This is a genomic window from Streptomyces sp. TAA204 (assembly GCF_000424965.1).
Genome location: NZ_KE384281.1, coordinates 248908 through 275851 on the forward strand (window position 1 = coordinate 248908; position 26944 = coordinate 275851).

Consider the following 26944-nt stretch of genomic DNA (forward strand, 5'->3'; position numbering starts at 1 on the left):
CCGTGTGCGACCCGGCCGATCCAGCCCCATTCGGGAGCAACGAGCGATAAAAGTGCGGCTCCTGAGTGCATACCCTGGCGTAAACGCGTGGGACACCTGTGACTGGCGAACAACACCGGGAAAACTGGGAGGAGTTGACGGGCACTCAGTGCCCTATTCCGGTTGTTTTTCAGCCACTTCGCGCGCCGCGTCCGGCCCTTGCTCCAACAGAACGGCGAGACCGTCATCGTCCAAAACAGGCACCTTCAACTGGACGGCCTTGTCGTATTTCGACCCCGGGCTCTCTCCCACCACCACGAAACCGGTCTTCTTCGAAACAGATCCGGTCACCTTCGCTCCGCGCTGCTGCAGCGCCTCCTTCGCACCGTCCCGCGTCAGCGTCGCGAGCGTCCCCGTGACGACGACGGTGAGCCCCTCCAGCGGACGCGGCCCCTCCTCGGCCGAGCCCTCGGCCTCCATCCGGACCCCGGCCGCACGCCAGCGTTCGACGATCTCCCGGTGCCAGTCCTCGGCGAACCACGCCTTGAGCGAGGCCGCGATGGTCGGGCCCACACCCTCCGTCGCCGCCAGCTCCGCCTCGTCCGCCTCCGCGATCCGCTCCAGCGAGCGGAACTCCCGGGCCAGCGCCTCCGCGGCGACCGGACCCACGTGCCGGATCGACAGCCCCGTGATGACGCGGGCCAGCGGACGCTCCTTGGCCGCCTCGATGTTCTCCAGCATCGCCAGGGTGTTCTTCCGGGGCTCGCCCTCCTTGTTGGCGAAGAGGGTGACGACCTTCTTCTCCCCGGTCTCCGGATCGCGCTTGGGCAAGCCGCTGTCCGGGTCCAGCACATGGGACTTGATGGGCAGCAGGTCGGAGACCTCCAGGTCGAAGAGGCCGCCCTCGTCCTTCAGCGGCGGCTGCGCGGGCTCAAGGGGCTGGGTGAGGGCCGTGGCCACCACATAGCCGAAGTGCTCGATGTCCAGGGACTTGCGGCCCGCGAGATAGAACAGACGCTCCCTCAACTGGGCCGGGCAGGACCGGGCGTTGGGACAGCGCAGATCGATGTCGCCCTCCTTCATGGGGCGCAGCGCCGTACCGCAGTCGGGACAGCGGTCGGGCATCTCGAACTCGCGCTCGCTGCCGTCCCGCAGGTCGGCCACGGGGCCGAGGATCTCCGGAATGACGTCGCCGGCCTTGCGCAGCACCACCGTGTCCCCGATGAGCACGCCCTTGGACCTGACGACCTCCTGGTTGTGCAGGGTGGCGAACTCGACCTCCGAGCCCGCGACCGTCACCGGCTCCACCACCGCGTACGGCGTGACACGGCCCGTACGCCCGACGCCGACGCGGATGTCGACCAGCTTGGTGTTCACCTCCTCCGGGGCGTACTTCCAGGCGATGGCCCAGCGCGGAGCGCGCGAGGTGGAGCCGAGCCGGCCCTGCAGCCGCACCTCGTCCAGCTTCACCACGACGCCGTCGATCTCGTGCGCCACGGAGTGCCGGTGTTCGCCGTAGTAGGAGATGAACCCGCGGACACCGTCGAGCCCGTCGACGACCTCGGTGTGCGTCGAGGTGGGCAGACCCCACTCACGCAGCAGGTCGTAGGCGTGGCTGAGCTTGTCGATGTCGAAGCCCTCACGGGCGCCCACGCCGTGCACCACCATGCGCAGCGGCCGCGTCGCGGTGACCTTCGGGTCCTTCTGGCGGAGCGAACCGGCCGCGGCGTTGCGGGGGTTGGCGAAGGGCTTCTCACCGGCCTCCACCAGACGGGCGTTGAGTTCCTCGAAGCGCTCCATGGGGAAGAAGACCTCCCCCCGGACCTCGACCAGGGCGGGGACGCGCTCGCCGGTCAGCCTCTCGGGGATGTCGTCGATGGTGCGGATGTTCGGGGTGATGTCCTCGCCGGTGCGGCCGTCGCCGCGGGTGGCCGCGCGGGTGAGCCGGCCGTGCTCGTAGGTGAGGTTGACCGCCAGCCCGTCGATCTTGAGCTCGCAGAGGAAATGGTGCTCGACGCCCTCCAGTTCACGGCGGACGCGCTCCTCCCACTCGCCCAGCTCCGCGTCGTCGAAGGCGTTGTCCAGCGAGAGCATGCGCTCGCGGTGCGCGACCTCGGTGAACTCCGTCTCGTACTGCCCGGCGACCTTCTGCGTGGGCGAGTCCGGCGTGACCAGTCCGGGGTGTTCGGCCTCCAGCCCTTCCAGCTCGCGCAGCAGCCTGTCGAACTCGGCGTCGCTGACGACGGGCGCGTCCCGCACGTAGTAACGGAAGCGGTGCTCCTCGATCTGTTCCGCCAGGCGCTGATGACGCTCCCGCGTCTGAGCGGGCACTGCCGCGTGCTGTTCGCCAGCCACCGTCTCGTCCTCCCGTTACTCAGGGTTGTCAGCGAGGGATCTCGCAGCCCGGACGCAGTGGGCGAGCGCCGCACTCGCGTACGCGGGCGAAGCACCCGCCAGCCCGCACGCCGGAGTGACCACGACCGACTCCGCGAGGAGGGCCGGGGACAGCCCGAGCCTGCGCCACAGCGACCTGACACCACTGACGCTACCGCCAGGGTCCGACAATCCCCCCGACTCCGGCGCGAGGCCGGGAACGACGCCTGCGAGGAGCGCGGTGCCGCCCTCGACGGCCTCACCCAGCACATCGTCGTCACGCTCGGTGAGCAGCGAGGCGTCGAACGAGACACCGGTGGCCCCCGCCCGGCGCAGCAGCGCGACGGGAGGCCGTGGCGCGCACGAGTGCACGACGACGGGCACCCCCACCGCCTCCGTCAGCTGCCGCAGGGCACCCTCGACCACGGCCCGGTCGACCGCGGCATGACTGCGGTACCCGCTGGCCGTGGGCACCTCGCCGCGCAGCACGGCCGTCAACGACGGCTCGTCGAGCTGCAGTACGAGCCGCGCGTCCGGCACCCTGCGCCGTACGTCGGCGAGATGGGCGAGCAGGCCCTCCGTGAGAGAGGCCGTCAGGTCCCGCCGGGCGCCCGCGTCGCCCAGTACGGCCTCGCCCCCGCGCCGCTCCAGGGTGGCGGCCAGGGTCCACGGGCCGACCGCCGAGACCTTCAGCGCGCCGCGGTATCCCTGGGTGAACTCCTCCAGCGCGTCCAGGTCTTCGCGCATCCAGGAGTGCGCGCGGCGGGTGTCGCGGCCGGGGCGGTCGCTCAGGCGCCACCCGCTGGGCTCGACGTGCGCGTACAGCTCGACCAGCAGACCGATGGTCCGTCCGGTCATGTCCGCGCCGGGACCGCGCGCGGGAAGCTCCGGGAGGAAGGCGAAGTCCTCCAGTGTGCCGGTGACCGTGCGGGCGGCCTCGCGGGCGTCCTCACCGGGCATCGAGCCGATCCCGGTCGCCGCGGCGCTGCCCCAGGCGAAGCCCCCGGTGCCGTGCGCCCCGGCTTCTCCCGCCGGGCCCGGCGCCCTGGCTTCTCCCGCCTGACCCGCCGCTCCTGCCGTGCCGCCGCTCATGCGGCCGGCTTCACGGTCAGGTCGGTGACCTCCGCGCCGCGCGGCATGTCCAGCGCGGTCAGCAGCGTCGTCGCGACGGCCTCCGGAGTGATCCACCGTCCGGGCTCGTACTCCTTGCCTTCCTGCCGGTGCACCTTCTCCTGCATGGGCGTGGCGGTGCGTCCCGGGTAGACGGAGGTGACGCGCACGCCGTGGCCGCCCTCCTCCGCGCGCAGCGCGTCCGCCAGGGCCTTCAGGCCGTGCTTGGAGGCCGCGTACGCCGACCACTGCGGGTTGGCGCGCAGCCCCGCCCCGGAGTTGACGAAGAGGACGTGCCCGCGCGCGAGACGGAGCTGGGGCAGCAGCAGCCGCGTCAGCTCGGCCGGCGCGACGAGGTTCGCGGCGAGGGTGTGGTTCCAGACCTTCGGCGTGAGCTCGTCGACGCCGCCGAGGTCGACCACCCCGGCGATGTGGTGCAGGGAGTCCAGCCGTTCGGGCAGGTCCTGGTGGCTGAGCGCCCAGGAGAGCCGCTCGGGCTCGCCGAGGTCGCCGACGAGCGTGCGCGCCCCGGGGAAGTCTCCGGCCAGTTGCCCGGCACGGCCCGCGTCGCGCGCCAGGAGCCACAGTTCGTCGCCGCGGTCGAGGAGCCGCCGGGTGACGGCGGCTCCGATGCCCGATCCGGCACCGGTGATCAGATGCGTTGCCATGGCTCCATCGTCCCGCAGCACTCTCACCGGTCACGAACCGGTGGCGGCTCCTCCCACGGAGGTCATGCGGAACCTCCCGCGTCCCGCCGATGATTTCTCCTGCTTTCACCGGTCTGTCGGAGGGCGGCCCTACGCTGAGGCCGGTCAGCAGGGATCAGGGAGGGCAGCGATGACGAGTGACACAGCGAGAGGGACCACGTCGCGGCGGCCGGACGGGCCGGCGGTCGAGACGAGCGGCCTGGTGAAGGTCTTCGGGGACAACCGGGCCGTGGACGGGATCGACCTCGTCGTACCCGCCGGCACGGTCTACGGGGTGCTCGGGCCGAACGGCGCGGGCAAGACCACCGCCGTGAAGATGCTGGCCACGCTGCTGCGGCCGGACGGCGGCGAGGCGAGGGTCTTCGGGCACGACGTGCTGCGGGAGGCGGACGCCGTGCGCTCGCGCGTCAGCCTCACCGGGCAGTACGCCTCGGTCGACGAGGACCTGACCGGGTCGGAGAACCTCGTGCTGCTCGCCCGGCTGCTCGGCCACTCCAAGCAGGCCGCGCGGAAGCGGGCGGCGCAGCTGCTGGAGGCGTTCGGCCTCGCGGACGCGGCGAAGCGCCAGGTGAAGCACTACTCGGGCGGCATGCGGCGGCGCATCGACATCGCCGCCAGCATCCTCAACACCCCCGATCTGCTCTTCCTGGACGAGCCCACCACGGGCCTGGACCCCAGGAGCAGGAACCAGGTGTGGGACATCGTGCGGGCCGTCGTCGCACAGGGCACGACGGTGCTGCTGACAACCCAGTACCTGGACGAGGCCGACCAGCTCGCCGGCCGTATCGCCGTCATCGACCACGGAAGGGTCATCGCCGAGGGCACGCCCGGCCAGCTGAAGTCGTCCGTCGGCGCGGGTTCGGTGCGTCTGCGGCTTCGTGACGCCGCTCAGCGCGAGGAGGCACAGCGGGTGCTCTCCCGCGCACTCGCCGCTCAGGTGCACTCCGAGCCCGACCCGGTGGCGCTGACAGTGCGCGTCCAGGGCGGTGGAACGGAGCGCGGGGCCGCCGAACAGGCCGCCGAGGCACTCGCAGAACTCACACGTTCCGGTATCACCGTCGACCACTTCTCGCTGGGCCAGCCCAGTCTGGACGAGGTCTTCCTCGCCCTGACCGACCACCCCGCCCACGGCCAGGAGCCCGGGGACCGGGCAGATGCCGAGGAGGCAGCAGCATGAGCACGTCGCCCGCATCCCCCGCCACCGCGAAGGGCGAGGTGCCCCGGCTTTCGGGCAACGGCCCGCACGGACTCGCCGCTGTGCTGGTCGCCGGTCAGCGGCCCCCGCGCCCCGGCGCTCCGTCCGTCTGCATGACCTTCGGCTGGCGCGCCATGCTCAAGATCAAGCACGTCCCCGAGCAGCTCTTCGACGTGACCGCCTTCCCGATCATGATGACGCTGATGTTCACCTACCTCTTCGGCGGTGCGCTGGCGGGATCGACCACGGAGTACCTCCAGTTCCTGCTGCCGGGGATCATGGTGATGAGCGTGGTGATGACCACCATGTACACGGGCGTCTCGGTCAACACCGACATCGAGAAGGGGGTGTTCGACCGCTTCCGTACGCTGCCGATATGGCGGCCGGCTCCGATGGTGGGCTATCTCCTCGGCGACGCCTTCCGCTACACGATGGCGTCGGTGGTGATCCTCGCCGTGGGTCTGGCACTGGGGTTCCGGCCGGGCGGCGGCGTGACGGGAGTGTTCTCCGGCATCGCGCTGCTGGTGGTCTTCTCCTTCGCCTTCTCCTGGCTGTGGACCATGTTCGGGCTGCTGCTGCGCTCGGAGAAGTCGGTGATGGGCGTGAGCATGATGGTGCTCTTCCCCCTCACCTTCCTCAGCAACATCCTCGTCGACCCGAGGACGATGCCGGGGTGGCTGCAGGCGTTCGTGGAGGTCAACCCGGTCACCCATCTCGTCGCGGCCGTGCGCGGCATGATGGAGGGGCAGTGGCCCGGCGGCGAGATCAGCTGGACGCTGATCTCCGCCGGTGTGCTGATCGCGGTGTTCGGCACCCTCACCATGCGCCTGTACAACCGCAGATGACAAAGGGCGGGCGTCACGCCTCCAGCAGGTGCATCGCCCGCTCGCCGTCGTCGGCGAAGGCGACGAGTTCGGACAGGGGCAGCGGCAGGAACCCCTCCGCCTCCATCCGTGCCAGCTGCTGCCGCAGTCCGTCGTAGTAGCCGGCGGTGTTGAGCAGCACGACGGGCTTCGCGTGCAGCCCGTGCTTCTTCAGCTCCAGGATGTCGGTCGCCTCGTCCAGTGTCCCCGTGCCGCCCACCATGACGACGAAGGCGTCGGCGCGCTCCAGCAGTTGCGCCTTCCGCTCGGCGAGATCGGCCGTGACGACCATCTCGTCCGCGTTCTCGCGGGCCTGGCTCTGCAGGAAACCGACGGAGATCCCCACCAGCCGTCCGCCGGTCGCCTGGACGCCGTCCGCAACGACCTTCATCAGCCCGGCATCCGAACCGCCCCACACCAGCGAATGTCCGCGTCTGCCGATAAGCTCGGCGAACTCGCGCGCGGACTCGGTGTAGACGGCGTCGAGTTCGGCGGCTGAGCAGAAAACACAGATGTTCAAGGGGGAACTGTCCTTGGCGGCCATGGACAGCAGCCTAGGTCCTGACCCGGGCGGCACCGGCACCCGCGGGCACATGGTCGTCTGCGGCGACAACGCCCTCGCCCAACGTGTCTGCCGGGAACTCGCGACGGTCTACAGGCAGCAGGTGACGGTCGTCCTCCCCTCCCTTCGCGGAGGGAGCCACGGCCCGCAGATCGCCGAACTCGTGGGAGCGGGCGAGCTGTCGGTGGACGCCGTCGAGGCACGCGTCCCCGACGACACCGCGCTGATCCGGGCAGGCGTCGAGCGGGCCGGGGCACTGGCGGTCACCTCCGGCAACGACCAGCTGAACATCAACATCGCGCTGCGCGCCCGCAGGCTCAACCCTCAGGTGCGGCTGGTCATCCGCATGTTCAACAACACCCTGGGCCAGTACCTGACGGATCTGCTGGACCGGGCCGCCCGCATCCGCGGCAGACAGGCTGGGGGCGCCGGTGCCGGCGGCGTGGCCGACGCGACCACGACCGTGCTCTCCGACTCCGACACCGCGGCCCCCTCCATCGTCGCTGCGGCGGTCGTCGGCAGCGACAAGGTGCTGTACGCGGACGGACTGCTGCTGCGGGCCAAGGAGCGCACCCTGCGTACGGTCGACCGCCGCAACCCGCTGTGCACGCTCGCCCTTCTGCCCGCGACCGACGACACCGAGGACGGGGAGAGCACCTCGGACGAGCGGAGCAGCGAGGGCGACACCGAGGACGGAGTGCCCGAAGGGACGGACGGCGCGGCCGGCACGGGGACCGGCGGCGCGGCGGGCGGGAGCACCGGCGACTCGGCGGAGGACGGGGCCGGGCCGGGGGCGGACGGCAGCGGCGGAGGTCCGCAAGGCCGGCCTCACCGGCCGGGCGGCGCCCCGGGAGGGCGCCCCGCCCGTGCACACGGCGGTCCGGTGCTGCTGCCGGACGAGGAGGACCTGACCTCGCTGCCGCCGCAGCGGGGCGCCGTGGTGCTGGAGGCCATCACCCGCCGGCGCAAGCCGGGGGCTGTCCGTGCTCCCCGGCTGCCCAGGATGCTGGCCTTCAAGGAGCTCTTCTCCCGGCGGCTGCGCTACTCCGTGCTGGCCATGACGGCGGTCTTCGTCGTGCTCGCCGCCGTGAACTGGCGGGTGAGCGGCGAGACCCCGCTGCACGCCGCCTACGTCACCCTGCTGGACGTCTTCGCCATCAACGAACCGAACCTGGAGGAGACCTCCGGCGAGCAGGTGCTCCAACTGCTCGCCGCCCTCGTGGGGATGATGATGCTGCCGCTGCTGCTCGCGGTGGTGCTGGAGAGTTACGGCGCCTTCCGCAAGGCGGCGGCCCTGCCGACGCCTCCGCGCGGATTCTCGGGCCATGTGGTCCTGGTGGGCCTGGGCAAGGTGGGCAAGCACGTGCTCGAGCGGCTGCTGGAGCTGAACATCCCCGTCGTCTGCATCGAACGCGACACGGAGGCACGCGGCATCGCGCTCGCCCGGCGGCGCCGGGTTCCCACGCTGATCGCCGACGTCACGGACGACGGCGTGCTGGAGAGCGCGAAGATCAAACGCAGCCGTGCGCTGCTGGCCCTGACCAGCACCGACGGCATCAATCTGGAGATGTCGCTCAACGCCCGGCAGATCAAGCCCGAACTGCGCGTGGTGATGCGGCTGTTCGACGACGAGTTCGCGGCGACGGTCTACCGCACCCTGCGCGACACCTATCCCGCGGCCCAGACCCGCAGCCGCAGTGTGTCCGCGCTGGCGGCCCCCGCCTTCGCCGGCGCGATGATGGGACGCCAGGTGCTCGGGTCGATCTCGGTGGGTCGCCGCGTCCTGGTCTTCGCCACGGTGGAGGTGCGGGGCAACCCGCTGCTGGAGGACCGTACGGTCACCGAGGCGTTCCGTGCCGAGTCGTGGCGGGTCATCGCCCTGGACACCGCGTCGGAGGACGAGCGGCGGCAGGATCTGTCCTCTGTCTCCCTGTCGGTGACCTCGACGGTCGCCGGCGAGCTGGACTGGCGCCTGCGCCCCGGCCATGTGCTCCGGGCGGGCGAGCGGGTGGTGGTCGCCGCGACGCGGCGCGGTCTGAGCGGGCTGCTGGCCGCCGGGCCGTCCTCCGACCTGCCGCCCATCCCCGGCACCGGGGAGCACCGCTTCCCGGCGGCGGTTCGCCGCTCTCCCTTACGTACGCAACCGCCGCCCCCGTCCGTACCGGGGCAGGGCCAACACCAAGGTCAAGGCCAAGGTCAGGCCGCGGGCCAGGGCCGGAGCACGGACCTGAGCCGGGACGGCAGCGACGGCAGCGACAGCAGCGACGAGGCACAGCACCGCAGCCGCCGCGAGGAGCCCGGCCCGGCCCCGGCAGACGGACAGTCCCCGGCGGCCCGGCCGGAGCCGCCACGGCGCGGCGGTGAGCCGCAGCAGTGGCAGCAGGGGGACGGCCCGCGCCCCTGACGCGCGTAGCGCGCCCAGCCCGGGCCCCGATGGCTTCGGGACAGGGGCTCGTGTGCACGGGCCGTCCGGCGCCCTGGGAGCGAGCGCCGCAGAATCGTTTCTCAGCGTGTGAAGTGGAAAATCCCCCAAGTGAGTTGACGTTCCTTGCCACCATTGACCCAGTGCCCCAGCCCCTTCTTCATCTGGGTGAGGTAATCGCTGCTCACCTTGTCGGCGAGCCCCTCGGCCTCCTGGCGTTCGGTCTCCGCGAGCACCCGTCCGTAGTGCGTGGACAGTTGCTCACGGTGCTCCTCGAAGCCGCCGCTGCTGGCCTCGCTGAACCCGAGCCGCGCCAGCTCACGCCGGTAGAAGGCGGGTGAGCCCATCGTCTCCAGATGGATGCGTTCGAGGATCGGCTTCAGCGCCCTGGTCGAGGTGTCGTCCGCGGCCATCGGGTCGGTGAAGACGAGATGCCCGCCGGGCTTGAGCACGCGGGCGATCTCCTCCAGCACACGGGTGCGGTTGCCGCTGTGCAGGAAGGAGTCCTGCGACCAGACGACGTCGACGCTGTCGTCGGGGCGCGGGATGCTCTCGAAGGAGCCGTCCAGCACCTCGATCTTGTCGGTGAGACCGCGCCGGGAGTTCATCTCCCGGTTCCGCTCGTTCTCGACCTCGCTGAGGTTGAGCGCGACGACCTGGCTGCCGTACGTCTCGGCCAGGTAGCGCGCCGAACCGCCGTAGCCGGCGCCCAGGTCGAGCACCACGGACGAGGCGTCCAGGTCGAGCTTGTCGGCCATCCGCTTGACCGTGCGGCGGCTCGCGTCGGCGATGGGCTCGTCGGCGCTCTCGTAGAGCCCGATGTGGATGTCCTCACCTCCCCACACGGAGTGGTAGAAGGTGTCGGCGTCGGAGGAGTTGTAGTACGTACGGGCGGTGCTGACGGCGGCCGAGTAGGCGGCCTCGCCCTCCTCCATGCGGTACTCCTTCTCGGCGACGTGCACGAAGAAGTCCGGCTGTTCCTCACGGTAGGTGTGCTGGAAGTCGCCGTACGTCTCGATGTGCTGGAAGCCCACCTCGGACATCAGCCTGCGGGTGTAGTCCTTCCGCAGCGGGAACATGTTGAGGTGGTACACCGAGCTGTCGGAGAAGTTGTACCGCATGCGGCACAATCCCTCGTCCAGATACTCCGGTTCGACCGCGACGTCCTCGCCGCAGTAGTAGAAGGTGTGCTTGCTGGAGTAACCGCGGTCCAGCATCGCGTCGTAGTTGCGCTGATCGAGGATGAGCACGCCGTCGTGCTTCAGCATCGCGTAGAACTCAGCGAGTGCCTTGCGGCGGTCGCGCTCCGAGAACAGGTGCGTGAAAGAGTTCCCGAGACAGACGATGGCGTCGTACTCACCGTGCACGTCACGGTTCAGCCATCGCCAGTCCGCCTGCACGACACGCAGGATGTGACCGCCGTTCTCCATTCCGTTCTTGAATGCCTTTGACAGCATGTCGGCGCTGCCGTCCGCGCTGACGGCGTCGAAACCGGCCTCGAGAAGTCGCACGGAGTGGAACCCTGTCCCCGTTGCGACATCGAGTACGCTCTTCACTCCCTGCTTTCGCAGCAGGTCGATGAAGAAATTGCCCTCACTGTGTGAGCGCTTTTCCCAATCTATGAGAGAGTCCCACTTCTCGACGAAGCTGGGGACGTATTCCTCCGTGTAGTGCCCGGTTTCCCGGACCTCGACGGGGTTGTCTCCGAATTCCTGCACGGGTCGCGCGGTAATGGGGAACCTCCGATTGCTGAGACGGTGGCCTACGGCGCGGCCACCCAGGACGCCAAGGCTTCAGTCACGGGCACCGCGCGCTCGGACTCCAAGCGCATAGCTATCCAACCTTGCCGGGGTCTATGCCACCGAACCGAACGGTCGGCTCCTTGTTCGATGCGAATACCGCCTCCGACCTGCAGCTTTGCGATCTGAGGTTTCTGGGGGCCGAGTTGTCCTGAAACCAGGACAGTTGGGTATGCTGCCTGCAGAGCTAGACAATTCGGCACAGCCCGCACCGAACACGGCGAGAACACATGGCGAAGAGCAGTTCGTTCAGCACGCGAGACATCGGCATAGACCTCGGCACGGCCAACACGCTTGTCTACGCGCGCGGACGCGGCATCATCCTCAACGAGCCCTCGGTGGTGGCCGTCGAGTCACGCACCGGCAAGGTGCTCGCCGTGGGGAGGGAAGCCAAGCAGGCGGTCGGCCGTACTCCCGGCTCGATCACAGCCACCCGCCCCCTCAAGGGCGGCGTCATCACCGACTTCGAGGCGACCGAGGGCATGCTGCGGCACTTCATCCGCGCGGCGCGGGCCAGGAGGGGCGGGCGCGGTCCGCGTGTCGTGGTGTGCGTGCCCAGCGGCGTGACGGGCGTGGAGCGCCGGGCCGTTCTGCAGACCGCGGCCAGGGCCGGCGCGCGTTCCGTGCATCTCATCGAGGAGCCGATGGCGGCCGCGATCGGCGCCGGGCTGCCCGTCCACGAAGCCAGGGGCTCGATGGTCGTCGACATCGGCGGCGGCAGCACCGAGGTCGCGATCATCTCCCTCGGGGGCACGGTCGTCACCCACTCCGCGCGCGTCGCCGGTGACGCGCTGGACGCGGCGATCGCGTCCTACATCGAGCAGAACTTCTCGATGGCCGTGGGCGAACGCACCGCCGAGGACATCAAGATGTCCCTCGGCAGCGGCACTTCGGTCCCGGTGCGCGGCCGGGACAAGGAGACCGGCATGCCCAAGACGGTGCAGTTGAGCGAGGACGCGATCCGGGAGGCTACGGAGAAACCCCTCACCGCGATCGTCCACGCGGTGCGCACGGCGTTCGACGCGTGCCCGCCGGAGCTGTACGGCGACATCATGGAGCGCGGAATCGTACTGACCGGCGGCGGCGCCCTGCTGCACGGTCTCGACGACCGGCTGGCGAAGGAGACCGGAATGCCTGTGCTGGTCGCCGAGGAGCCGCTGGGCTGCGTGGCGGTGGGCACGGGGCGGTGCTTGGAGGAGTTCGACAAGCTGGAGAAGGTCTTCAGCGGCACGGTCCACGGGGCGTAGGCGCCCGGTCCGCCGCGGGGGCGGGTGCGCCCACTCCCGCGGCGTACGTCCGTCGCACGGCGGCACCGCCCGTGGTCCCCCGGCGGCCGCGGGTGCCCGTCCCTCTCACTGGGCACACTTGGGCGAATCCAACAACACGGCGAGGTGCCGTACCGGGGCGCGCGGGCCCGAGCGACCGCCCGTACCCGCCCGCTGCGGGTCGGGCGCCCGGTGCGGGTCTGCCGGGGGAAAGAGCACGCTGACGGAGCCGGCCGCTGCCCGCAGCTCATGCGGCCTCTACCGCCGTCCCGCCGGCCGGGGCGCCCTCGGGGCTTCGCCGCGCTCGAGGACGGCGGAGCAGGCCGCATGAAGTTGCTTGCCGACTGCACCGCCTCCGCCGTCCGGCGGGCACCATCGCACGTGCTCCGCAATGCCTCCGGGAGAAGGAGAACCGACCGTGACGTCTGTCCCGCCCACCGTCCCGCAACTGTTCGATCTGACCGGCCGCCGTGCCGTCGTCACCGGCTGCCGTCGCGGCATCGGTCTGGCCATGGCTGAGGCGCTCGCGCAGGCCGGCGCCGACATCGTCGGAGCCAGCGCCCAACTCGAAGCACACGACAGCGACGCGGAGCGTGTCGTAACCCGCCACGGCCGCGAGTTCTGCGGCTACCGCGTCGACTTCGCCGACCGGCAGGCGGTCGCACGCTTCGCCGAAGACGTGGAGCGGGACCACGGTCCCGTCGACATCCTCATCAACAACGCCGGGACCATCGCCCGTCACGCGGCAGCCGACTACCCGGACGAAGCCTGGGACCACGTCGTCCAGGTCGACCTCTCCAGCCAGTTCGTGCTCAGCCGCGAACTCGGCAGGCGCATGGTGGAACGGGGAGAGGGAAAGATCGTGTTCACCGCCTCGCTGCTCAGCTTTCAGGGCGGTGTCCGTGTTCCTGCCTACGCCGCCGCCAAGTCCGGCATCGCCGGACTCACCAAGGCGCTGGCCAACGAATGGGCGGCATCCGGCGTCGCGGTCAACGCCATCGCGCCCGGTTACATCGTCACCGACAACACCAAGGCCCTGCACGACGACGCCGACCGCAACGCTGCGATTTCCGACCGCATCCCCGCGGGCCGCTGGGGCCGGCCCCATGACCTGGCCGGCGCCACCGTCTTTCTCGCCTCCCCCGCATCGGACTACGTGCACGGCATCGTGCTCCCGGTGGACGGCGGCTGGCTCGGCCGTTGACCCCGCACTCGCGGGGAGACTCCCGAGCGGCGAGCGGTGCCTGAGCCTCGGAGGAGGCAGGCGCGCACGTCACCGCCGGACGGATGCCGACGGATGCCCGGGTTCCGGTGCACCCACGGACAGCAGGGCCGGTCGCGTACGACTCACGCAGCCGCCCACTGTGGGGCCGGTACCGGAGGGGACGGGCCCTCCACGGGCCGAGGTCCGGCCCCTGCAGGTCACCACCTCGGCGGCGTGGGCCGCGTCGTCATTCCCTGCGCTCAGCGACAGGAGCGCGGGGGTCGACGTGTGCTCGCCGCACGAGGACTTCGTCGACCGGGCCGACGGGAACCGCGAGGCCGGCTGCGGCGCTTCGCAGCTGGGTGAGGGCGGCGTCGACGGCTTCTCCGGGTGTCTCGCCCGGCACTGAGAAGACGGCCCCCAGGGTCTCGGCCGTTCCCCCGTCGGCCATGGTCAACTCGGGCAGGGCGTCAGCCCCGCGGGCGGAGAACCACGCGGCGAGCCGGTCCGTCAGAGATACGGAATCCATCCCGTCCTCCGTGATGACCAGTTCCGCGTGCACTTCCCACCTCACGGGGCCTCCCCTCGACGCGGTGTCCGCTACGGCGTGTTGACCTTCACCATCTTGCTACTGGCGCTGCCCTTCGTGCCCGGGAACGGCGAGGTGATCTGAATGGTCACCTTTCCCTGGTAGGAGCCGTCCCCCTTGACCTTCTTGCCGCTCGGCTTGGGCGTGTAATAGGTCACGCTCCCGCCGTTGACCGCGACGACCTTCGTCTCGTTCGAAGTCGCGACGGTCGACGGCGGGCAATAGCCGGGGCATTTCAGCAGCCGACCGCGCACCCGCACGTGGACCTTCGAGATATTTCCCTTGCAGCTGAGCCGCGTCTTGAAGATGACGCTCTTGCCCTTCTTCGACCAGTGCGGATTGTTGACATTCCCCGTGCACTCGGCCCACCTGGCCCTCTTCGTGCTCTCGTCCCCGCCTGCGCCTCGGGTACCGACGCTGCTTGTCGCAGTCCTGGACTCCGAGTCGGATGCGTGGGCGAGCGTCTGGGCACTGCTCGTGGTGGCGCCACCGAGAAGCAGCACGGCACTGGTTGCCGCTGCCGCTGCGACGGCAGGACGGGATACGGACTTGTTCATGAATTCCCCCGTAGAACTCGACGATCACCCTCATCGTGCACAGTCGTCGCGAGGAGAGGAAAACAGTCCGTGCCGGATGGCCAGGATGCGCCGCCGGAATGACTTGTTCTCCCCGCCTTCAGGCGATATGAGCGTCATATGAAAAGAGGGCTGTCGTGCCGGCCACCGCGGTCCGGACGGGATCTCTCAGACACCCCCCGGTGCGCCGGGGAGCGTCAGGCGTGGCTGACGCCCCCCCCAGGACCTACGGCGCAGGTGCCGCGGAGCGGGCCCGCTCCGTCGTGTCGATCGTCGCGGACCCGATGACACGGGTGCCGTCGTAGAGGACGATCGCCTGACCGGGCGCCACACCGCGCATCGGCTCGGTGAAGCGCACATGCAGCTTCCGGCCGTCCTCCGCGGGTTCCGCGGCGACCTGGGTCTCCCCGCCGTGGGCGCGCAGCTGCGCCGTGTACGTGCCGGGGCCGGCCGGGGCCGGGCCGCACCAGCGGGGCCTCAGCGCGGTCAGCGCCGCCACGTCCAGCGACGCGGCCGGGCCGACGGTGACGGTGTTGTCGACCGGTGAGATGTCCAGTACGTACCGGGGCTTGCCGTCCGCCGCGGGGTGCCCGATGCGCAGGCCCTTGCGCTGGCCGACGGTGAAGCCGTACGCACCTTCGTGGGTGCCGAGCTTGTGGCCCTCCTCGTCGAGGATGTCCCCCTCGGCGGTGCCGAGGCGGTCGGCGAGGAAGCCCTGGGTGTCACCGTCGGCGATGAAGCAGATGTCGTGGCTGTCGGGCTTCTTCGCGACGGCGAGGCCGCGGCGTTCGGCCTCGGCGCGGATCTCCTCCTTGCTGGTGAGGGTGTCGCCGAGGGGGAACAGGGCGTGCGCGAGCTGCCGTTCGTCCAGCACGCCCAGCACGTAGCTCTGGTCCTTCGCGGCGTCGCTCGCGCGGTGCAGCTCGCGGGTTCCGTCACCGCGGGTGACGATGCTCGCGTAGTGGCCGGTGCACACGGCGTCGAAGCCCAGCGCCAGCGCCTTGTCCAGCAGCGCGGCGAACTTGATCTTCTCGTTGCAGCGCAGGCAGGGGTTGGGCGTACGTCCCGCCTCGTACTCGGCGACGAAGTCCTCGACGACGTCCTCACGGAAGCGCTCGGCGAGATCCCACACGTAGAAGGGGATGCCGATGACGTCGGCGGCACGGCGCGCGTCGCGTGAGTCCTCGATCGTGCAGCAGCCGCGAGCGCCCGTACGGAACGACTGCGGGTTGGCGGAGAGCGCCAGGTGGACACCGGTGACGTCGTGCCCCGCCTCGACGGCCCGTGCGGCGGCCACGGCGGAGTCGACGCCGCCGGACATGGCGGCCAGCACGCGCAGGGGACGTGTGCCGGAGCTCGGGAGCGGGGGGCTGCTTGAAGCGTCAGTCATAACCCGTCCAGGGTAGACGGAGGGGCGGCGGTGCCCGTACGGGATCAGTACGTGACGGGCGGACGCGGAACCGGCGGGGCGGATGCGCGCGTTGAGTCCGGTATGGATTCGATCTCTCGGCGCAGGCTGCTCATCACCGGCGGCGGAGCGGCCGCGCTGGCCACAGCGGGGGCGCTGACCTGGGACAAGACCTCGCGACTGTGGTGGCGGGTGCCGGGAGTGGACAAGCCGCGCACGGAGGGCGACACCGACCAGCCGGGGGTGCGCTGGATCGCCGCCTCCGAGGCGAACCTGCGCACCGCGGACCGCCCGGACGACTACGGCATAGACCGCATCGTGATTCACGTCACACAGAGCGACTTCCCCACCGCCGTGAAGGTCTTCCGGGACCCGCTGCACGGGGCCGCCTCCCACTATCTGGTGCGGGCCCGCGACGGGCGGACGGTGCAGATGGTGCGCGAGCTGGACGTCGCGTACCACGCGGGAAACCGGGAGTACAACGAGCGCAGCGTCGGCATCGAGCACGAGGGCTTCGTGGACCGCCCGGAGAACTTCACCGAGGAGATGTACCGCTCCTCGGCACGGCTCACCGCCCGCCTGTGCAAGCGGTACGGGATTCCCGCCGACCGGGAGCATGTCATCGGGCACAACGAGGTGCCCGGCGCGGACCACACCGACCCGGGGCGGCACTGGGACTGGGACCGGTACATGGGCTACATACGGGAGGCACGCGGGGGCGCGGGGGCCGGCTGACCGCGTCACCGCCGACCCGGTGGGCCGGGGGCGCTGACGCGGCCTGCCGGTCGGCGGCCGGCGCCGGTCGCCGGTCGCCGGTCGCCGGTCGCCGGTCGCCGGTCGCCGGTCGCCGGAGCGTCCTACTCGCCGGAGCGGCGGGCGGGGAACTCCACGACCTGCTGGTACGTCGGCCGGTTCTGCCAGGCGATCCGCGGGACGGTGATACCGCCCATGGCGCGGTGCACGATCGAGTCGGCGCACAACTGGTCGCCGGCGTCGCACTCCTTGTCACCCGGGTAGGTCTCCTCGGCCGGGGTGGCCTCCGCCTCCGCCAGGGTCTCCAGGAGCATCCGCCGGCACTCGGAGAGCGAACCCCCGCCGCAGTAGGGCCTGTCCAGGGGGGAGCCGACCTCCTCGCCCCGCACGGTCCGCAGGTCCTTGTCCACGAACGACCACCAGCCGTGCTGGAATGCGGACCCCTTGTGCGGCTGGCTCGCGCCGACACCGCCGCCGCCCTCGCCGCCGCCGTTCTGGCCGCCCGAGGGGGACTCGTTGACGGGGGCCAGCCCCGTGAGCGTCCGGTAGAGGTCCTCGCCCAGCCGGGGCTTGAACTCGCCCTCGACCAGCAGCGGCCACCAGGCGTCCAGCACCCTTATCGCCTCTGCGTGCTCGTAGGTGCCCGCGCCCTTCTCCGCCTCGCGGCGCAGCGAGCCGGACTCCTGCCAGGTACGCAACTTCTCGACCGTGGAGGCGAGTTCGGGATCGCTCACCTCGCCGGAGCCGATGACGTCGAGGAGACCCGGCAGCACCTTCTCCGCCCGCAGGTCCGCGGCGGCCGACTCCTGCATCGCCCGCACGAGACCGGCCCTGGTGACCCCGCCCTTGTCGACCAGTGCGGAGACCCGCCTGTCCAGCAGGTCGTTCCTGTGGACGGAGCCGTTGCCCCAGCCGGCGGAGAAACCCTTGGCCTGTTTGTTGTTCCAGTTGACGTAGTAGTCCTGGTCGACCGACTGCGGGTGCTCCTCGGGGGGCGTGACCGCCGAGGTGTTGGCCGCGGGGTCCCAGTCCTCCCACTCGTACTTCCGCTCGGCCAGGATCGGCTGGTCGGGGTCGGTGCCGGGCGAACGGACGGGGTTGTCACCGGAGTTGTAGTAGGCGGTGTGCTCGGCGTCGGCATAGAACCAGTTGAAGGTGTAGCCGACGTCCCGTGCGGCCTCCTGGAAGCTGCGCGCCGAGGTGATCGCCTCCGGGTCGTTGAACTTCTGGAAGCCGATCACCGAGTCGGCGTCGTGGTGGTAGGTCGAGCGCAGTGCGGTGAAGGCCACTGGTTTGCCCGCGACCTCACCGGTGTGGCTTACCAGTCCGTAGGCCGAGCGCAGGCTCACCACGTCGTAGGAGCCGGCCTCGGTGGAGTCGGCGAGGGTCGGCTTCCACTCGTTGTGCTTGGTCAGCTTCTCGAAGGGCGTGCACTCGCCGCGCAGCATGTAGCTCTGCGAGGCGGTGGTCGGTTCGGCCCCCGACTCCTCGCACAGTTCGACGGCGAAGGTGTCGGTGATGTCCTGGCTCGCCGATGTGGCACTCCAGGAGTAGTCGAGTCCGCGGCCGAGTTCGACGTAGAAGCTGAGCCCGGGGAAGGACGCACCGCGGGCGCGCAGCCCCGGCCCGTCCAGCTCCTGCACCATCATGATCTGCGGCGAGTAGTAGCCGGTCTGCGGCCCATACACGGCGATCGGATTACCGGACGCGGTGTGCTTGCCGGAGACCATCAGGGCGTTGGACATGCCCTTTCGGGAGGAGATGAGGTCGGCCGGCAGCACGCTCTCGGCCTTCTTCCCAGCGTCGGCCTTCCCACCGTCGGCCTTCTTACGGTCGGTCTTCTTGCCGGACTTCCCGCCGCCCGTCTCGTTCTGCGAGTGGTCGAAGGCGGTGACCGAACCACTCTCCGGCGTCGCCACGCCCTCGGGGTTCTCGGGGGACTCGGCGTAGGGGAACTCTCCCTCATGCACGGTCGTCGTGGCCTCGCTGTCGTTCTGCGCGCGCCAGGCGGCGTACGCGGACGCTCCCCCGTCCTCGCCGTACTGCGCCTGGAAGGCCGTCTTCGCGAGGGCGTTGCCCACCTCTCCGCCGCCTCCGTTGCCGAAGATGGCGCCGATGACGGACGCGATGGCGACCACGTCCGTGCGGGTGAAGTCCTCGATCTTCGAGCCGTGTCCGGTCAGCACGTACTCACCGGGGTAGTTGAGCGCGCCGACGGTGTCGTCGATGAAGGCGTTGATCCCGCTCACGTAGTCGCTGATGTCCCGGTACGCCTGGGCGCCGCGCTCGCCGGAGTCGCGTATGCGCTCGACCTGCGCCGTCAGGTCGTCCTCGGTGTACGGGGCGACGGCCCAGAGACTCTGCTCCAGCTCGCGGTTGCCCTCGGCGCCGCCGGCGAAGGAGGACAACTCGCCCCGGCCGACGTGCCGCAGGACGTCCATGAGCCACAACCGGTCCTCGCCTGCGGCGTATCCGGCGCCGAACTCGGTCCCGGACCGGGTGGTGCCCTTGATGTGCGGGGTACCGGTGGCCTTGTCACGGGTGATGGTCACATCGGACCTGGGTGACTTCTCGCTCTCCACCTGTCCTTCGGGGACGCCGAAGGAGGCGTCGTTGAAGTAGTCGGAGAGCTCTTCCTCGGTCAGCCCGGAGTAGTCGTGCAACAGGTTGTCGTACGGGGCCAGTTGGTCGGCGGAGTGCTTGGGGCGGGTGCCGATGGTCTTGTGCAGCAGGATTCCGGCGAGGGTGGCGTGTCCGTTCTGCCCGGCGGGGAGGATGTCGCCGCACTGGCCCTGGCACGGGTCCTCATCCGCATCCGCGGGAGCGGCGGAGGCCGCCCGCGCCGCGGCGGGGGGCCCGGCCCTGTCCTGGGGGGCGGCCGCGAACGCTGGGGCCGTGGCGCCGATCAGCGGGACGAGCAGTGCGGTGGAGGCCAGGACGGCGAGAGAGGCCCTGAAGTTCGCGAGCCGGCTTGTGACGGATCTGCCGGAGAGAGTACGGGAAGGTGTCACCGGTGTCTCCAGTGGGGGGATGAGACGCGACAGGCGTGCCAGGAACGTTAACCCCCGTCGCTACCACTGGGTAGAGCTCGGACCGGACATTCGCACAGCCACAACGGGCCATCGGCGGGGGCCGGTTGACAGCGCGTACGCCCACGCACCCGCGTACCACCACGGTGTCCGTGCCCGCGTACGTCCGTGCCCGCGTACGTCCGTGCCCGCGCACGTCCGTGCCCGCGCACGTCCGTGCGCCCGTAACCGTCCGTCAGATCCGGAAGACCGACCCCACGAACTCCGAGAGCAGACGCTCCTTCAGCGCCCGCGGCAGCGCGTCCAGCAGCACCAGCACCGGTGCCATCCGCTGCGGCAGCGCGGCGCCGCCGCTCCCGCCCTCGCCGTCGCCCTCGCCGTCGCCGTGCAGGCCGGCGAAGGCCAGCACGGCGGCGACCTCCTCCGGGCCGAGCGTCAAGGGGTCGAGTTCCGCGGCGAGTTCGGCCAGGCCGGGCTCGACGCGCACCGGTGCGAGCGCACGGGCCGCGGTCAGTGCCGCGTCGAGATCACGGAGCAGGTCGCCGACCTGGCCCACGGTGGCCGGGGTCAGCGTCAGATGCAGGTTGGGCGGCATCCCCTCGAAGGCGAGCTGCGGCTGGAGATACCAGCCCCGCAGCCGCATCTCGTCGGCGAGGTGCAGCAGCAGGCTCAAGTCCCCTTCGCCGTCGGCGGAGCCGGAGCCGGAGCCGGAGCCGGCGAGCGTGAACGCGACCAGCCCCGCGGAGGGCGTACCCAGCACCCGTACGCCCTCGACCGTCTCCAGCCCGGCCAGCAGCCGGTCGGACGCGTCGGCGACCTGGCGGGCGAGTTCCGTGTAGCCCTCCTCCCCCACGTGCCGCAGCACCGCCCATGCCTGCGCGAGCAGCCCCGCCGACTTCGTGCCCTGCACCGTCGGGTTGACGACGGGATAGCCGGGCCATCCCGCGTGCGCGAAGTACTGATACCGGCGCAGCGCGGCGTCACGGTGGAGCACGGCGGACGCGCCCTTGTCGGCGTAGCCGTACTTGTGGAAGTCGACGGAGAGCGAGGTGACGCCGGGCACCGACATCTCGAAGGGCGGCACCCGGCGGCCGGCGCGCCGCAGATACGGCAGGAGCCAGCCGCCGATGCAGGCGTCCACATGGCACAGCACGCCCCGGGCGGCGGCTGCCGCCGCGATCTCCTCCACCGGGTCGACGACGCCGTGCGCGTAGGACGGGGCGGAGGCGACGGCCAGCACCGTGCGGTCGTCGAGCGAAGCGGCCATCGCCTCCGCGTCGGCACGGAAGGTCTTCCGGTCCACCGGCACGACCACGGGTTCGACGCCCAGATAGGCGGCGGCCTTGTGGAACGCGGCGTGCGCCGTGGACGGCAGCACCATGCGCGGCTGTGTCACCCCGCGCTCCGCCCGCCCGTGATCCCGCGCGGTCTTGACCGCGAGCAGGATGCTCTCCGTGCCGCCGCTGGTGAAGGTGCCCTGCGTACCGGGCGCGCCCAGCAGCGCGGCCGCGCTGCGTATCAGGTCGTTCTCCAGCCGCGCAACGCTCGGGAAGACCGTCATGTCCAGGCCGTTGACGGTCGCGTACTCGGAGTACGCGGCGGCGGCGAGCTCGTCCAGCCCCTCCAGTCCCGCGTCGTAGACGTAGGCGAAGGTGCGGCCGCCGCGGGTGGGGGCGTCGGCACCGCGCAGAGCTCGCAGTTCCTCCAGGATCTCGGCGGCCGGACGGCCCTCGGGCAGCGCGGCGGCGTTCGCGGGTTCACTCGGCACGGTCGGTCTCATCCTCCGGGGGATCGGGGCTGCTGCGAGGGGCGGAAGGCACCGGCTCCTCCTGGTACCGGTGCAGCAGCCACAGGCTCAGCAGCGCGAGTGCGGCGGGCAACAGGCTCATTCCCAGGGTGATTCCGCTCAGCGCGGAGGCGGGCTGCTCGGCCTCGTGCGCGGCGTCCGAGGAGCGGAAGCCGGTGACAGCGAGCACCGCCGCGAAGGCGCCCGCGCCGAGGGCGAAGGCAAGTGTCTCCGCCGCGGTCCACAACCCCGTGAAGGTCGCGGCCCGTTGGCGTCCCGTACGGGCGGCGTCGGCGGCGAGATTGTCGGCGAGCATCCGCAGGGGCAGCAACTGCAGTCCCCCGTAGGCGACTCCGACGGCGGCAACCGAGGCGTACGCCGTCCACGCGCCGCCCCACGGTGTCAGGGCGAGCATCAGGGCCGCGGCGAGGAAGAGCGAAGACGCGTGGAACTGGGCGGACTTGACACCCCGACGCCGCGCCAGCCGGTTCCACAGCGGCATGACGAGCGCCAACGGGCCGATCAGGCAGGCGAAAAGCGGCGTCACCGCCTCGGCCGACCCCAGAGCGTATGTCGCGAAGTACTGCACTCCCGCGAGCATCACGCCGACGGCCAGCGCCTGCGCGGTCCACATCCCGGCCAGGAAGACGAAGGGCCGGTTGCCGCGGGCCGCGGCGAGCTGGGCACGGAAGGTCGGTTCGGCCGTCGTGTGCACCACCGTGGGAGCCGCGCGCGTGGCGCGCCACGCGCCGAACATTCCGCAGGCCAGCAGCACGGCCACGGCCAGACCCATCAGCCGGTAGCTCGCCGGGGTGTCGCCGCCCGCGTGGGCGATCGCCGGAGCGACGGCCCCCGACAGCAGGATCGCCACCCCGAGGAAGCCCACGCGCCAGCCGAGCACCCTGCCGCGCTCACCCGGGTCGTCCGTCATCTCGGCGGGCATCGTCACGTACGGCACCTGGAAGACTGCGTAGGCGGTCGCGGCCAGCAGGAACAGCAGGGCCACATAGCCCGCCGCCGCCATGCCGCGCAGCGGAGGAGCGGCGAAGATCAGCGCGAACAGCGGCGGCAGGGTGCACGCGCCCGCGAGCAGGAACGGGCGGCGCGGACCTCCGCGCAGCCGGCTGCGGTCGGAGAGCGCACCGACCAGCGGGTTGATCAGCACGTCCCATGCCTTGGGCAGGAACAGCGCGACGCCGGCCGCCGCCGCCGGTACCGCCATGACGTTGGTGAGGTAGTACAGCAGCAGCAGGCCGGGCACGGTGGCGAACGTCCCGGTGCACAGAGAGCCCAGGCCGTACCCGATCCGTACCTGCGCGGGCAGCGGCAGGGCGCCCGGCGCGGGAGCGGCGGCAGCATCAGCGGCACGTGCCGAGGTACGGGCGTGATCGTAATCTCTGCCGCCTTCACCCACTGCACGTCCCCTCCGGCCGGTCGCGGGCACGCCCGCCGCGAGCTGCCGTGCGCCTCAGGCGGTGCCCGGGATTCCGGACGGACCTCGCGCCGGTCCCCCGGCCCCGCTCGCCCTCCCGGCGGCCGGCCCGGCGCATCAGTCAACGGCACAACCAGGCCGGCGTCCAGAGAGCCGCCGGGAAGACCTCAGCTCAGGCCCGCTCCGCGCGCCCGCTCGACCGCGGGCCCGATGGCCTCGGCGACGGCGTCCACATCGGCCGCCGTGGAGGTGTGGCCCAGGGAGAAGCGCAGCGTGCCCCGCGCCGACGCGGGGTCGGCGCCCGCCGCGAGGAGCACATGGCTCGGCTGGGCGATTCCCGCCGTGCACGCCGAACCCGTCGAGCACTCGATGCCCTGGGCGTCCAGCAGCAGGAGCAGCGAGTCGCCCTCGCAGCCGGGGAAGGAGAAGTGCGCGTTGCCGGGAAGCCGGCCTTCCGGGTCCGGGTCGCCGTTGAGCACCGCGTCGGGAGCGGCCGTACGCACCGCCTCGATCAGCTTGTCCCGCAGGGCGCCGACCTCCTGCGCGAACTGCTCACGCCGCTCGCCTGCCAGCTCCGCCGCCGTGGCGAACGCGGCGATCGCGGGCACGTCCAGCGTCCCCGACCGCACATCCCGCTCCTGGCCGCCGCCGTGCAGCAGCGGTACGGGCGTCTGCTCGCGGCGGAGCAGCAGTGCGCCCACACCGTAGGGACCGCCGATCTTGTGTCCGGTCAGGGTCAGCGCGGCCAGTCCCGACGCGCCGAAGTCCACCTCGGCCTGGCCGACGGCCTGCACCGCGTCAGCGTGCAGCGGTACGTCGAACTCGGCGGCGGCCTCCGCGAGTTCGGCGACGGGCATGACCGTGCCGATCTCGTTGTTCGCCCACATCACGGTGGCCAGCGCCACGCTGCCCGGATCACGGGCGAGCGCCTCGCGCAGCGTACGCGCGTGCACCCGCCCGCGGGAGTCGACGGGCAGCCACTCGACGTCGGCGCCCTCGTGGTCGGCGAGCCAGTGGAGGGCGTCCAGCACGGCGTGGTGCTCGACCGGACTGGCCAGGATGCGCCTGCGGGCGGGGTCGGCGTCGCGGCGGGACCAGTAGAGCCCCTTGACGGCCAGGTTGTCGGCCTCCGTACCGCCCGCTGTGAAGACCACTTCGCTGGGGCGCGCGCCGAGCGACGCCGACAGGGCCTCCCTCGCCTCCTCGACGGTGCGGCGCGCGCGGCGGCCCGCACCGTGCAGCGAGGAAGCATTGCCGGTGACGGCGAGTTGGGCGGTCATCGCCTCCACCGCCTCGGGATACATGGGCGTGGTGGAAGCGTGATCGAGGTAGGCGGAACGGGCCATGATGCCTCGATTCTACGAGCCGCCGCCCAGGCGGGGGCGGGCGCGGGTGGCGGGGTACGCTCCCGCCGGGGCTGGAGTCACTTCTCACGTCGCCGTACAGGTGCCGGGGACGAGCACAGCCCGCGTCAACGTCCCGACGGCCGGGCGTATTCCAGGGGGCAGGGGGTGGCCGAAATGCCACAGGTACGGGTACTGGGCGCGGGTGCGCGGATCACGGGCGGCGCCCTGTGTCTGCTGCTGGCGCTGCACACCTGGATCTGGGTCGTACGTGACGTCGTCGAGCTCGGCGGCGTCGGCGTCTGGAAGTCATGGGTGGGTTCCCTGGCTCTGGGAGGCGGGAGCTTCACGGAGATGCCCGCGACCTCCTCCACCGATCTCGGGCTGGGTCTCCTCCAGCTCTCCGCGGTCTTCGCCGCCTTCACCGGCGCGTGGACGGCCGGCGGCCTGATGACGCTCACCGCGGCGCTCACCTTCGCCTACCGGCTGCCGGTGATCTGGTCCGTGGCGCTGCACTCCGAGTCGTCGCCGTTCTACGTCCTGCGGGGATTCGACGGGGACGACGCGCTGGACGTCGCCGCGGGCACGGCTGTCGTGGCGGTACTCCTCAGCCTCGTCCTGGCGGTGGTACTGCTCGCGGGGCTGCGACCGTGGCCGCGTACGCCGCGCGCCCTGGGCGGTCCGGCCGGTGTGCCCGGGCAGTTCCAGCCCTACGGGCAGTCCTACGGGGCCGGGCCGTACGGGGCGCAGGCGCCTCACATGGCACATCCCCCGGGGCAGCCGGAGGCCGAGCCGCCGCTGCCGAGCGAGTCGCCGCAGCGTCCGGCCGGGGCGCACCCCGCGGTCGCGGCGCTCTTCCTCGGCGTGCTGGTCGCCTTCAGCATCGGCTGGACCATCCATGTGCTCGCTACCGCGAGCGCCGGTGTCTGGCTCGACTTCCTCACCGGCAGGCGCACCGTCTTCGCCCTGCTGGACGTCCCGCCGGCCTGGGACTGGCTGACGCTCGCCTTCCTGGGCGGCACGGGCGCCGTACTGGCCCTGGCCCGAACGCTGTCCGCACGCGGGTTCACCCTGGGCGTGGCCCTGGCCGTACTGCCTCCGGCGCTGATCACGCTGGCGCACCGCATCGAGCAAGGCACCCTCTTCCGCCTGCCGGACGGCGTGCCCCTGGCGGATGTCTTCGTCCGCGTGCAGGCCGTGATCACCCTGGTGGGCGCGGTCACGCTGATCCTGCTGACACTGCGCAGGGGCACAGCCGTCGAGCCGCCCGCACCCGCGCCGGGCGGTGTCCCCTTCACACCGCCGGGAGCGCCCGTCGCCCATTTCCCGCCGCAGCCCGGCCCCGCGAACCCGTACGCGGCCGCGCCCGGCCCCGTACCCGGCGCTCCGCCGGCATACGGCTATCCGGCACCGCCGACAGCACCACCGTCGGCACCGCCTTCCGTACCGCCTTCCGTACCGCCGACGGCGCCTCCGGACGGGCCGGGCGGCGGCTTCGGTCCGCCTCCCTCCCCCTGACCGAGGGCGGCGTCCGCCCAGGACTACACCCAGCGGTCCCGGTCTCCCCCGCGCCACTCGATCAGCTCGGGATCGTCGAGCCGCACCTGCTCGGGGTCGAGGCCCGCACGGCGCAGGAACTCCAGAAGATCACGGGTGTCGTGCGCGAGACCCAGGATGCGCCCGTCGGCGGTGACCCGGCGGCCACCCGACGGCGACGGAGGATGCACGACGATCGGCGCAGCCATCCCCCCACGGTGCGGTATCCGGCCGCGGTCCGCATCCCGGGCCCGCCTCGGCAGCCGCGTCGCCGCCGGCCGCCCACGCCGGGACGCCGGGACGACACGCACCGGGCGCCCGGCGTACCCGCCGTGACGCGCTGAACGGCTCCGGCCGCCGCCGGGACGGGCCCGGTCGGACGGCCGGAGCCTTCCGGCCGGGCCGGAACCCTCCCCTCACGGCGGGTTCCGGCGCATGTCACCCCCGTAGGTGAGCCCGAGGGCTCAACTGCCGTTCTCCGCCTGGAACATCCAGTGGTGCTTCTCCAGGTCCCCGGTGAGCTGGATGAAGATGTCCTCCGTCACGGGGTCGGCGTCCCGCACCGAAGTCATGCGTTCACGCGAGCGGTTGATGACCGCCTCCAGGGCGCCCACCATCGTGCGTACCGCGTCGGTGTCCTTCTGCCAGCCCTCGGTGACCCTGTCGATGCTGCTCGCCGCGCTGACGGTCGAGGAGCGGCCGTCCGGCGGCAGACCGAGCGCGGAGGCGCGTTCCGCGACGGTGTCGGAGTAGCCGCGGGCTGAGTCCACCACCTCGTCGAGCTGGAGGTGTATGGACCGGAAGCGCGGCCCGACCACGTTCCAGTGGATCTGCTTCGCGACGAGGGAGAGGTCGACGAGATCCACCAACGCGCCCTGCAAGGCTTCGCCGACGGTCTTGAGGTCGTCGTCCGGGAGCGTGCTCTTCACTGCGTAGGTCACAACCATCTCGCTTTCTCTCGGCCGGCCCTGTCTCCTGCCGTCCGCCGGGTAACCGGATGAACGCGGGCAATTC

Annotated in this window: 21 protein-coding genes; 7 read left to right on the forward strand and 14 right to left on the reverse strand. The window is 71.3% G+C overall.

The window, feature by feature from the left end:
• Window positions 1-153: 153 nt before the first annotated feature.
• The 3 genes from ligA to H343_RS0125725 are packed head-to-tail and all read right to left on the reverse strand — an operon-like array spanning window position 154 to window position 4130.
• Window positions 154-2334 carry an NAD-dependent DNA ligase LigA gene (ligA, locus tag H343_RS0125715; RefSeq protein WP_028433468.1) on the reverse strand — a complete coding sequence of 727 codons (2181 nt, stop codon included), beginning with the start codon at window positions 2332-2334 and terminating at the stop codon, window positions 154-156.
• Between the two features lie 15 nt (window positions 2335-2349).
• Entirely contained in the window at window positions 2350-3444 is a 1095-nt protein-coding gene (locus H343_RS32895) for a methionine synthase (protein WP_078506106.1), read from the reverse strand.
• Window positions 3441-4130 carry an SDR family oxidoreductase gene (locus tag H343_RS0125725; RefSeq protein ID WP_028433469.1) on the reverse strand — a complete coding sequence of 230 codons (690 nt, stop codon included), beginning with the start codon at window positions 4128-4130 and terminating at the stop codon, window positions 3441-3443. The genes H343_RS32895 and H343_RS0125725 overlap by 4 nt, the downstream gene beginning before the upstream one ends.
• Window positions 4131-4299: 169 nt before the next feature.
• On the opposite strand from H343_RS0125725, the gene H343_RS0125730 reads away from it, so the two are divergent.
• On the forward strand, window positions 4300-5346 hold the full coding sequence (locus tag H343_RS0125730) for an ATP-binding cassette domain-containing protein (RefSeq protein WP_028433470.1): 1047 nt from the start codon (window positions 4300-4302) through the stop codon (window positions 5344-5346).
• The gene (locus tag H343_RS0125735; RefSeq protein WP_078506107.1) at window positions 5343-6209 is read left to right on the forward strand and encodes an ABC transporter permease; all 867 of its coding nucleotides are present in this window, start codon (window positions 5343-5345) and stop codon (window positions 6207-6209) included. Before H343_RS0125730 ends, H343_RS0125735 begins: the two co-directional genes overlap by 4 nt.
• Window positions 6210-6222: 13 nt before the next feature.
• Here H343_RS0125735 and H343_RS0125740 read toward each other — a convergent pair whose 3' ends face one another.
• Window positions 6223-6747, reverse strand: a complete 525-nt coding sequence (locus H343_RS0125740) for an LOG family protein (RefSeq protein WP_028433472.1) — start codon at window positions 6745-6747, stop codon at window positions 6223-6225.
• A gap of 22 nt (window positions 6748-6769) precedes the next feature.
• On the opposite strand from H343_RS0125740, the gene H343_RS36155 reads away from it, so the two are divergent.
• On the forward strand, window positions 6770-9193 hold the full coding sequence (locus H343_RS36155; protein ID WP_486587048.1) for an NAD-binding protein: 2424 nt from the start codon (window positions 6770-6772) through the stop codon (window positions 9191-9193).
• A 101-nt stretch (window positions 9194-9294) separates the two neighbouring features.
• Here H343_RS36155 and H343_RS0125750 read toward each other — a convergent pair whose 3' ends face one another.
• Window positions 9295-10929 (reverse strand): glycine/sarcosine N-methyltransferase, encoded by a 1635-nt coding sequence (locus H343_RS0125750; protein ID WP_486587049.1) that lies wholly within the window; start codon window positions 10927-10929, stop codon window positions 9295-9297.
• Between the two features lie 311 nt (window positions 10930-11240).
• On the opposite strand from H343_RS0125750, the gene mreB reads away from it, so the two are divergent.
• Window positions 11241-12257: a rod shape-determining protein gene (mreB, locus tag H343_RS0125755; protein WP_028433474.1), complete on the forward strand. Its 1017-nt coding sequence runs from the start codon at window positions 11241-11243 to the stop codon at window positions 12255-12257.
• A 436-nt stretch (window positions 12258-12693) separates the two neighbouring features.
• The gene (locus H343_RS0125760) at window positions 12694-13479 is read left to right on the forward strand and encodes an SDR family oxidoreductase (RefSeq protein ID WP_486587050.1); all 786 of its coding nucleotides are present in this window, start codon (window positions 12694-12696) and stop codon (window positions 13477-13479) included.
• Window positions 13480-13726: 247 nt separating this feature from the next.
• Here the strand turns inward: H343_RS0125760 and H343_RS0125765 are convergent, their stop codons facing one another.
• The 3 genes from H343_RS0125765 to mnmA all read right to left on the reverse strand — a co-directional run bounded on the left by H343_RS0125765 (window position 13727) and on the right by mnmA (window position 16033).
• Window positions 13727-14053 carry a hypothetical protein gene (locus H343_RS0125765; protein WP_158679619.1) on the reverse strand — a complete coding sequence of 109 codons (327 nt, stop codon included), beginning with the start codon at window positions 14051-14053 and terminating at the stop codon, window positions 13727-13729.
• A 26-nt stretch (window positions 14054-14079) separates the two neighbouring features.
• Window positions 14080-14625: a hypothetical protein gene (locus H343_RS0125770; protein ID WP_028433477.1), complete on the reverse strand. Its 546-nt coding sequence runs from the start codon at window positions 14623-14625 to the stop codon at window positions 14080-14082.
• Window positions 14626-14869: 244 nt separating this feature from the next.
• Window positions 14870-16033, reverse strand: coding sequence for a tRNA 2-thiouridine(34) synthase MnmA (gene mnmA, locus H343_RS0125775; protein ID WP_051266038.1), 1164 nt, complete (start codon window positions 16031-16033; stop codon window positions 14870-14872).
• Between the two features lie 102 nt (window positions 16034-16135).
• Between mnmA and H343_RS0125780 the strand changes: the two genes are divergently transcribed.
• Window positions 16136-16786 carry a peptidoglycan recognition protein family protein gene (locus H343_RS0125780; protein ID WP_078506125.1) on the forward strand — a complete coding sequence of 217 codons (651 nt, stop codon included), beginning with the start codon at window positions 16136-16138 and terminating at the stop codon, window positions 16784-16786.
• Between the two features lie 122 nt (window positions 16787-16908).
• Here H343_RS0125780 and H343_RS0125785 read toward each other — a convergent pair whose 3' ends face one another.
• The 4 genes from H343_RS0125785 to H343_RS0125800 all read right to left on the reverse strand — a co-directional run bounded on the left by H343_RS0125785 (window position 16909) and on the right by H343_RS0125800 (window position 24397).
• Window positions 16909-19815 carry a penicillin acylase family protein gene (locus H343_RS0125785; protein ID WP_078506109.1) on the reverse strand — a complete coding sequence of 969 codons (2907 nt, stop codon included), beginning with the start codon at window positions 19813-19815 and terminating at the stop codon, window positions 16909-16911.
• 253 nt (window positions 19816-20068) lie between these two features.
• Window positions 20069-21613, reverse strand: a complete 1545-nt coding sequence (locus H343_RS0125790; protein WP_199778996.1) for an aminotransferase class V-fold PLP-dependent enzyme — start codon at window positions 21611-21613, stop codon at window positions 20069-20071.
• Window positions 21591-22949 (reverse strand): MFS transporter, encoded by a 1359-nt coding sequence (locus tag H343_RS32905; RefSeq protein WP_037905260.1) that lies wholly within the window; start codon window positions 22947-22949, stop codon window positions 21591-21593. Before H343_RS32905 ends, H343_RS0125790 begins: the two co-directional genes overlap by 23 nt.
• Window positions 22950-23218: 269 nt before the next feature.
• Window positions 23219-24397 carry a cysteine desulfurase family protein gene (locus tag H343_RS0125800; protein WP_028433482.1) on the reverse strand — a complete coding sequence of 393 codons (1179 nt, stop codon included), beginning with the start codon at window positions 24395-24397 and terminating at the stop codon, window positions 23219-23221.
• A 165-nt stretch (window positions 24398-24562) separates the two neighbouring features.
• Between H343_RS0125800 and H343_RS35090 the strand changes: the two genes are divergently transcribed.
• Window positions 24563-25912: a YML083C domain-containing protein gene (locus H343_RS35090; RefSeq protein ID WP_158679620.1), complete on the forward strand. Its 1350-nt coding sequence runs from the start codon at window positions 24563-24565 to the stop codon at window positions 25910-25912.
• A gap of 23 nt (window positions 25913-25935) precedes the next feature.
• Here the strand turns inward: H343_RS35090 and H343_RS0125810 are convergent, their stop codons facing one another.
• Window positions 25936-26139: a hypothetical protein gene (locus H343_RS0125810; protein WP_028433484.1), complete on the reverse strand. Its 204-nt coding sequence runs from the start codon at window positions 26137-26139 to the stop codon at window positions 25936-25938.
• A gap of 255 nt (window positions 26140-26394) precedes the next feature.
• Window positions 26395-26871 carry a ferritin-like domain-containing protein gene (locus tag H343_RS0125815; protein WP_028433485.1) on the reverse strand — a complete coding sequence of 159 codons (477 nt, stop codon included), beginning with the start codon at window positions 26869-26871 and terminating at the stop codon, window positions 26395-26397.
• Window positions 26872-26944: the final 73 nt, after the last annotated feature.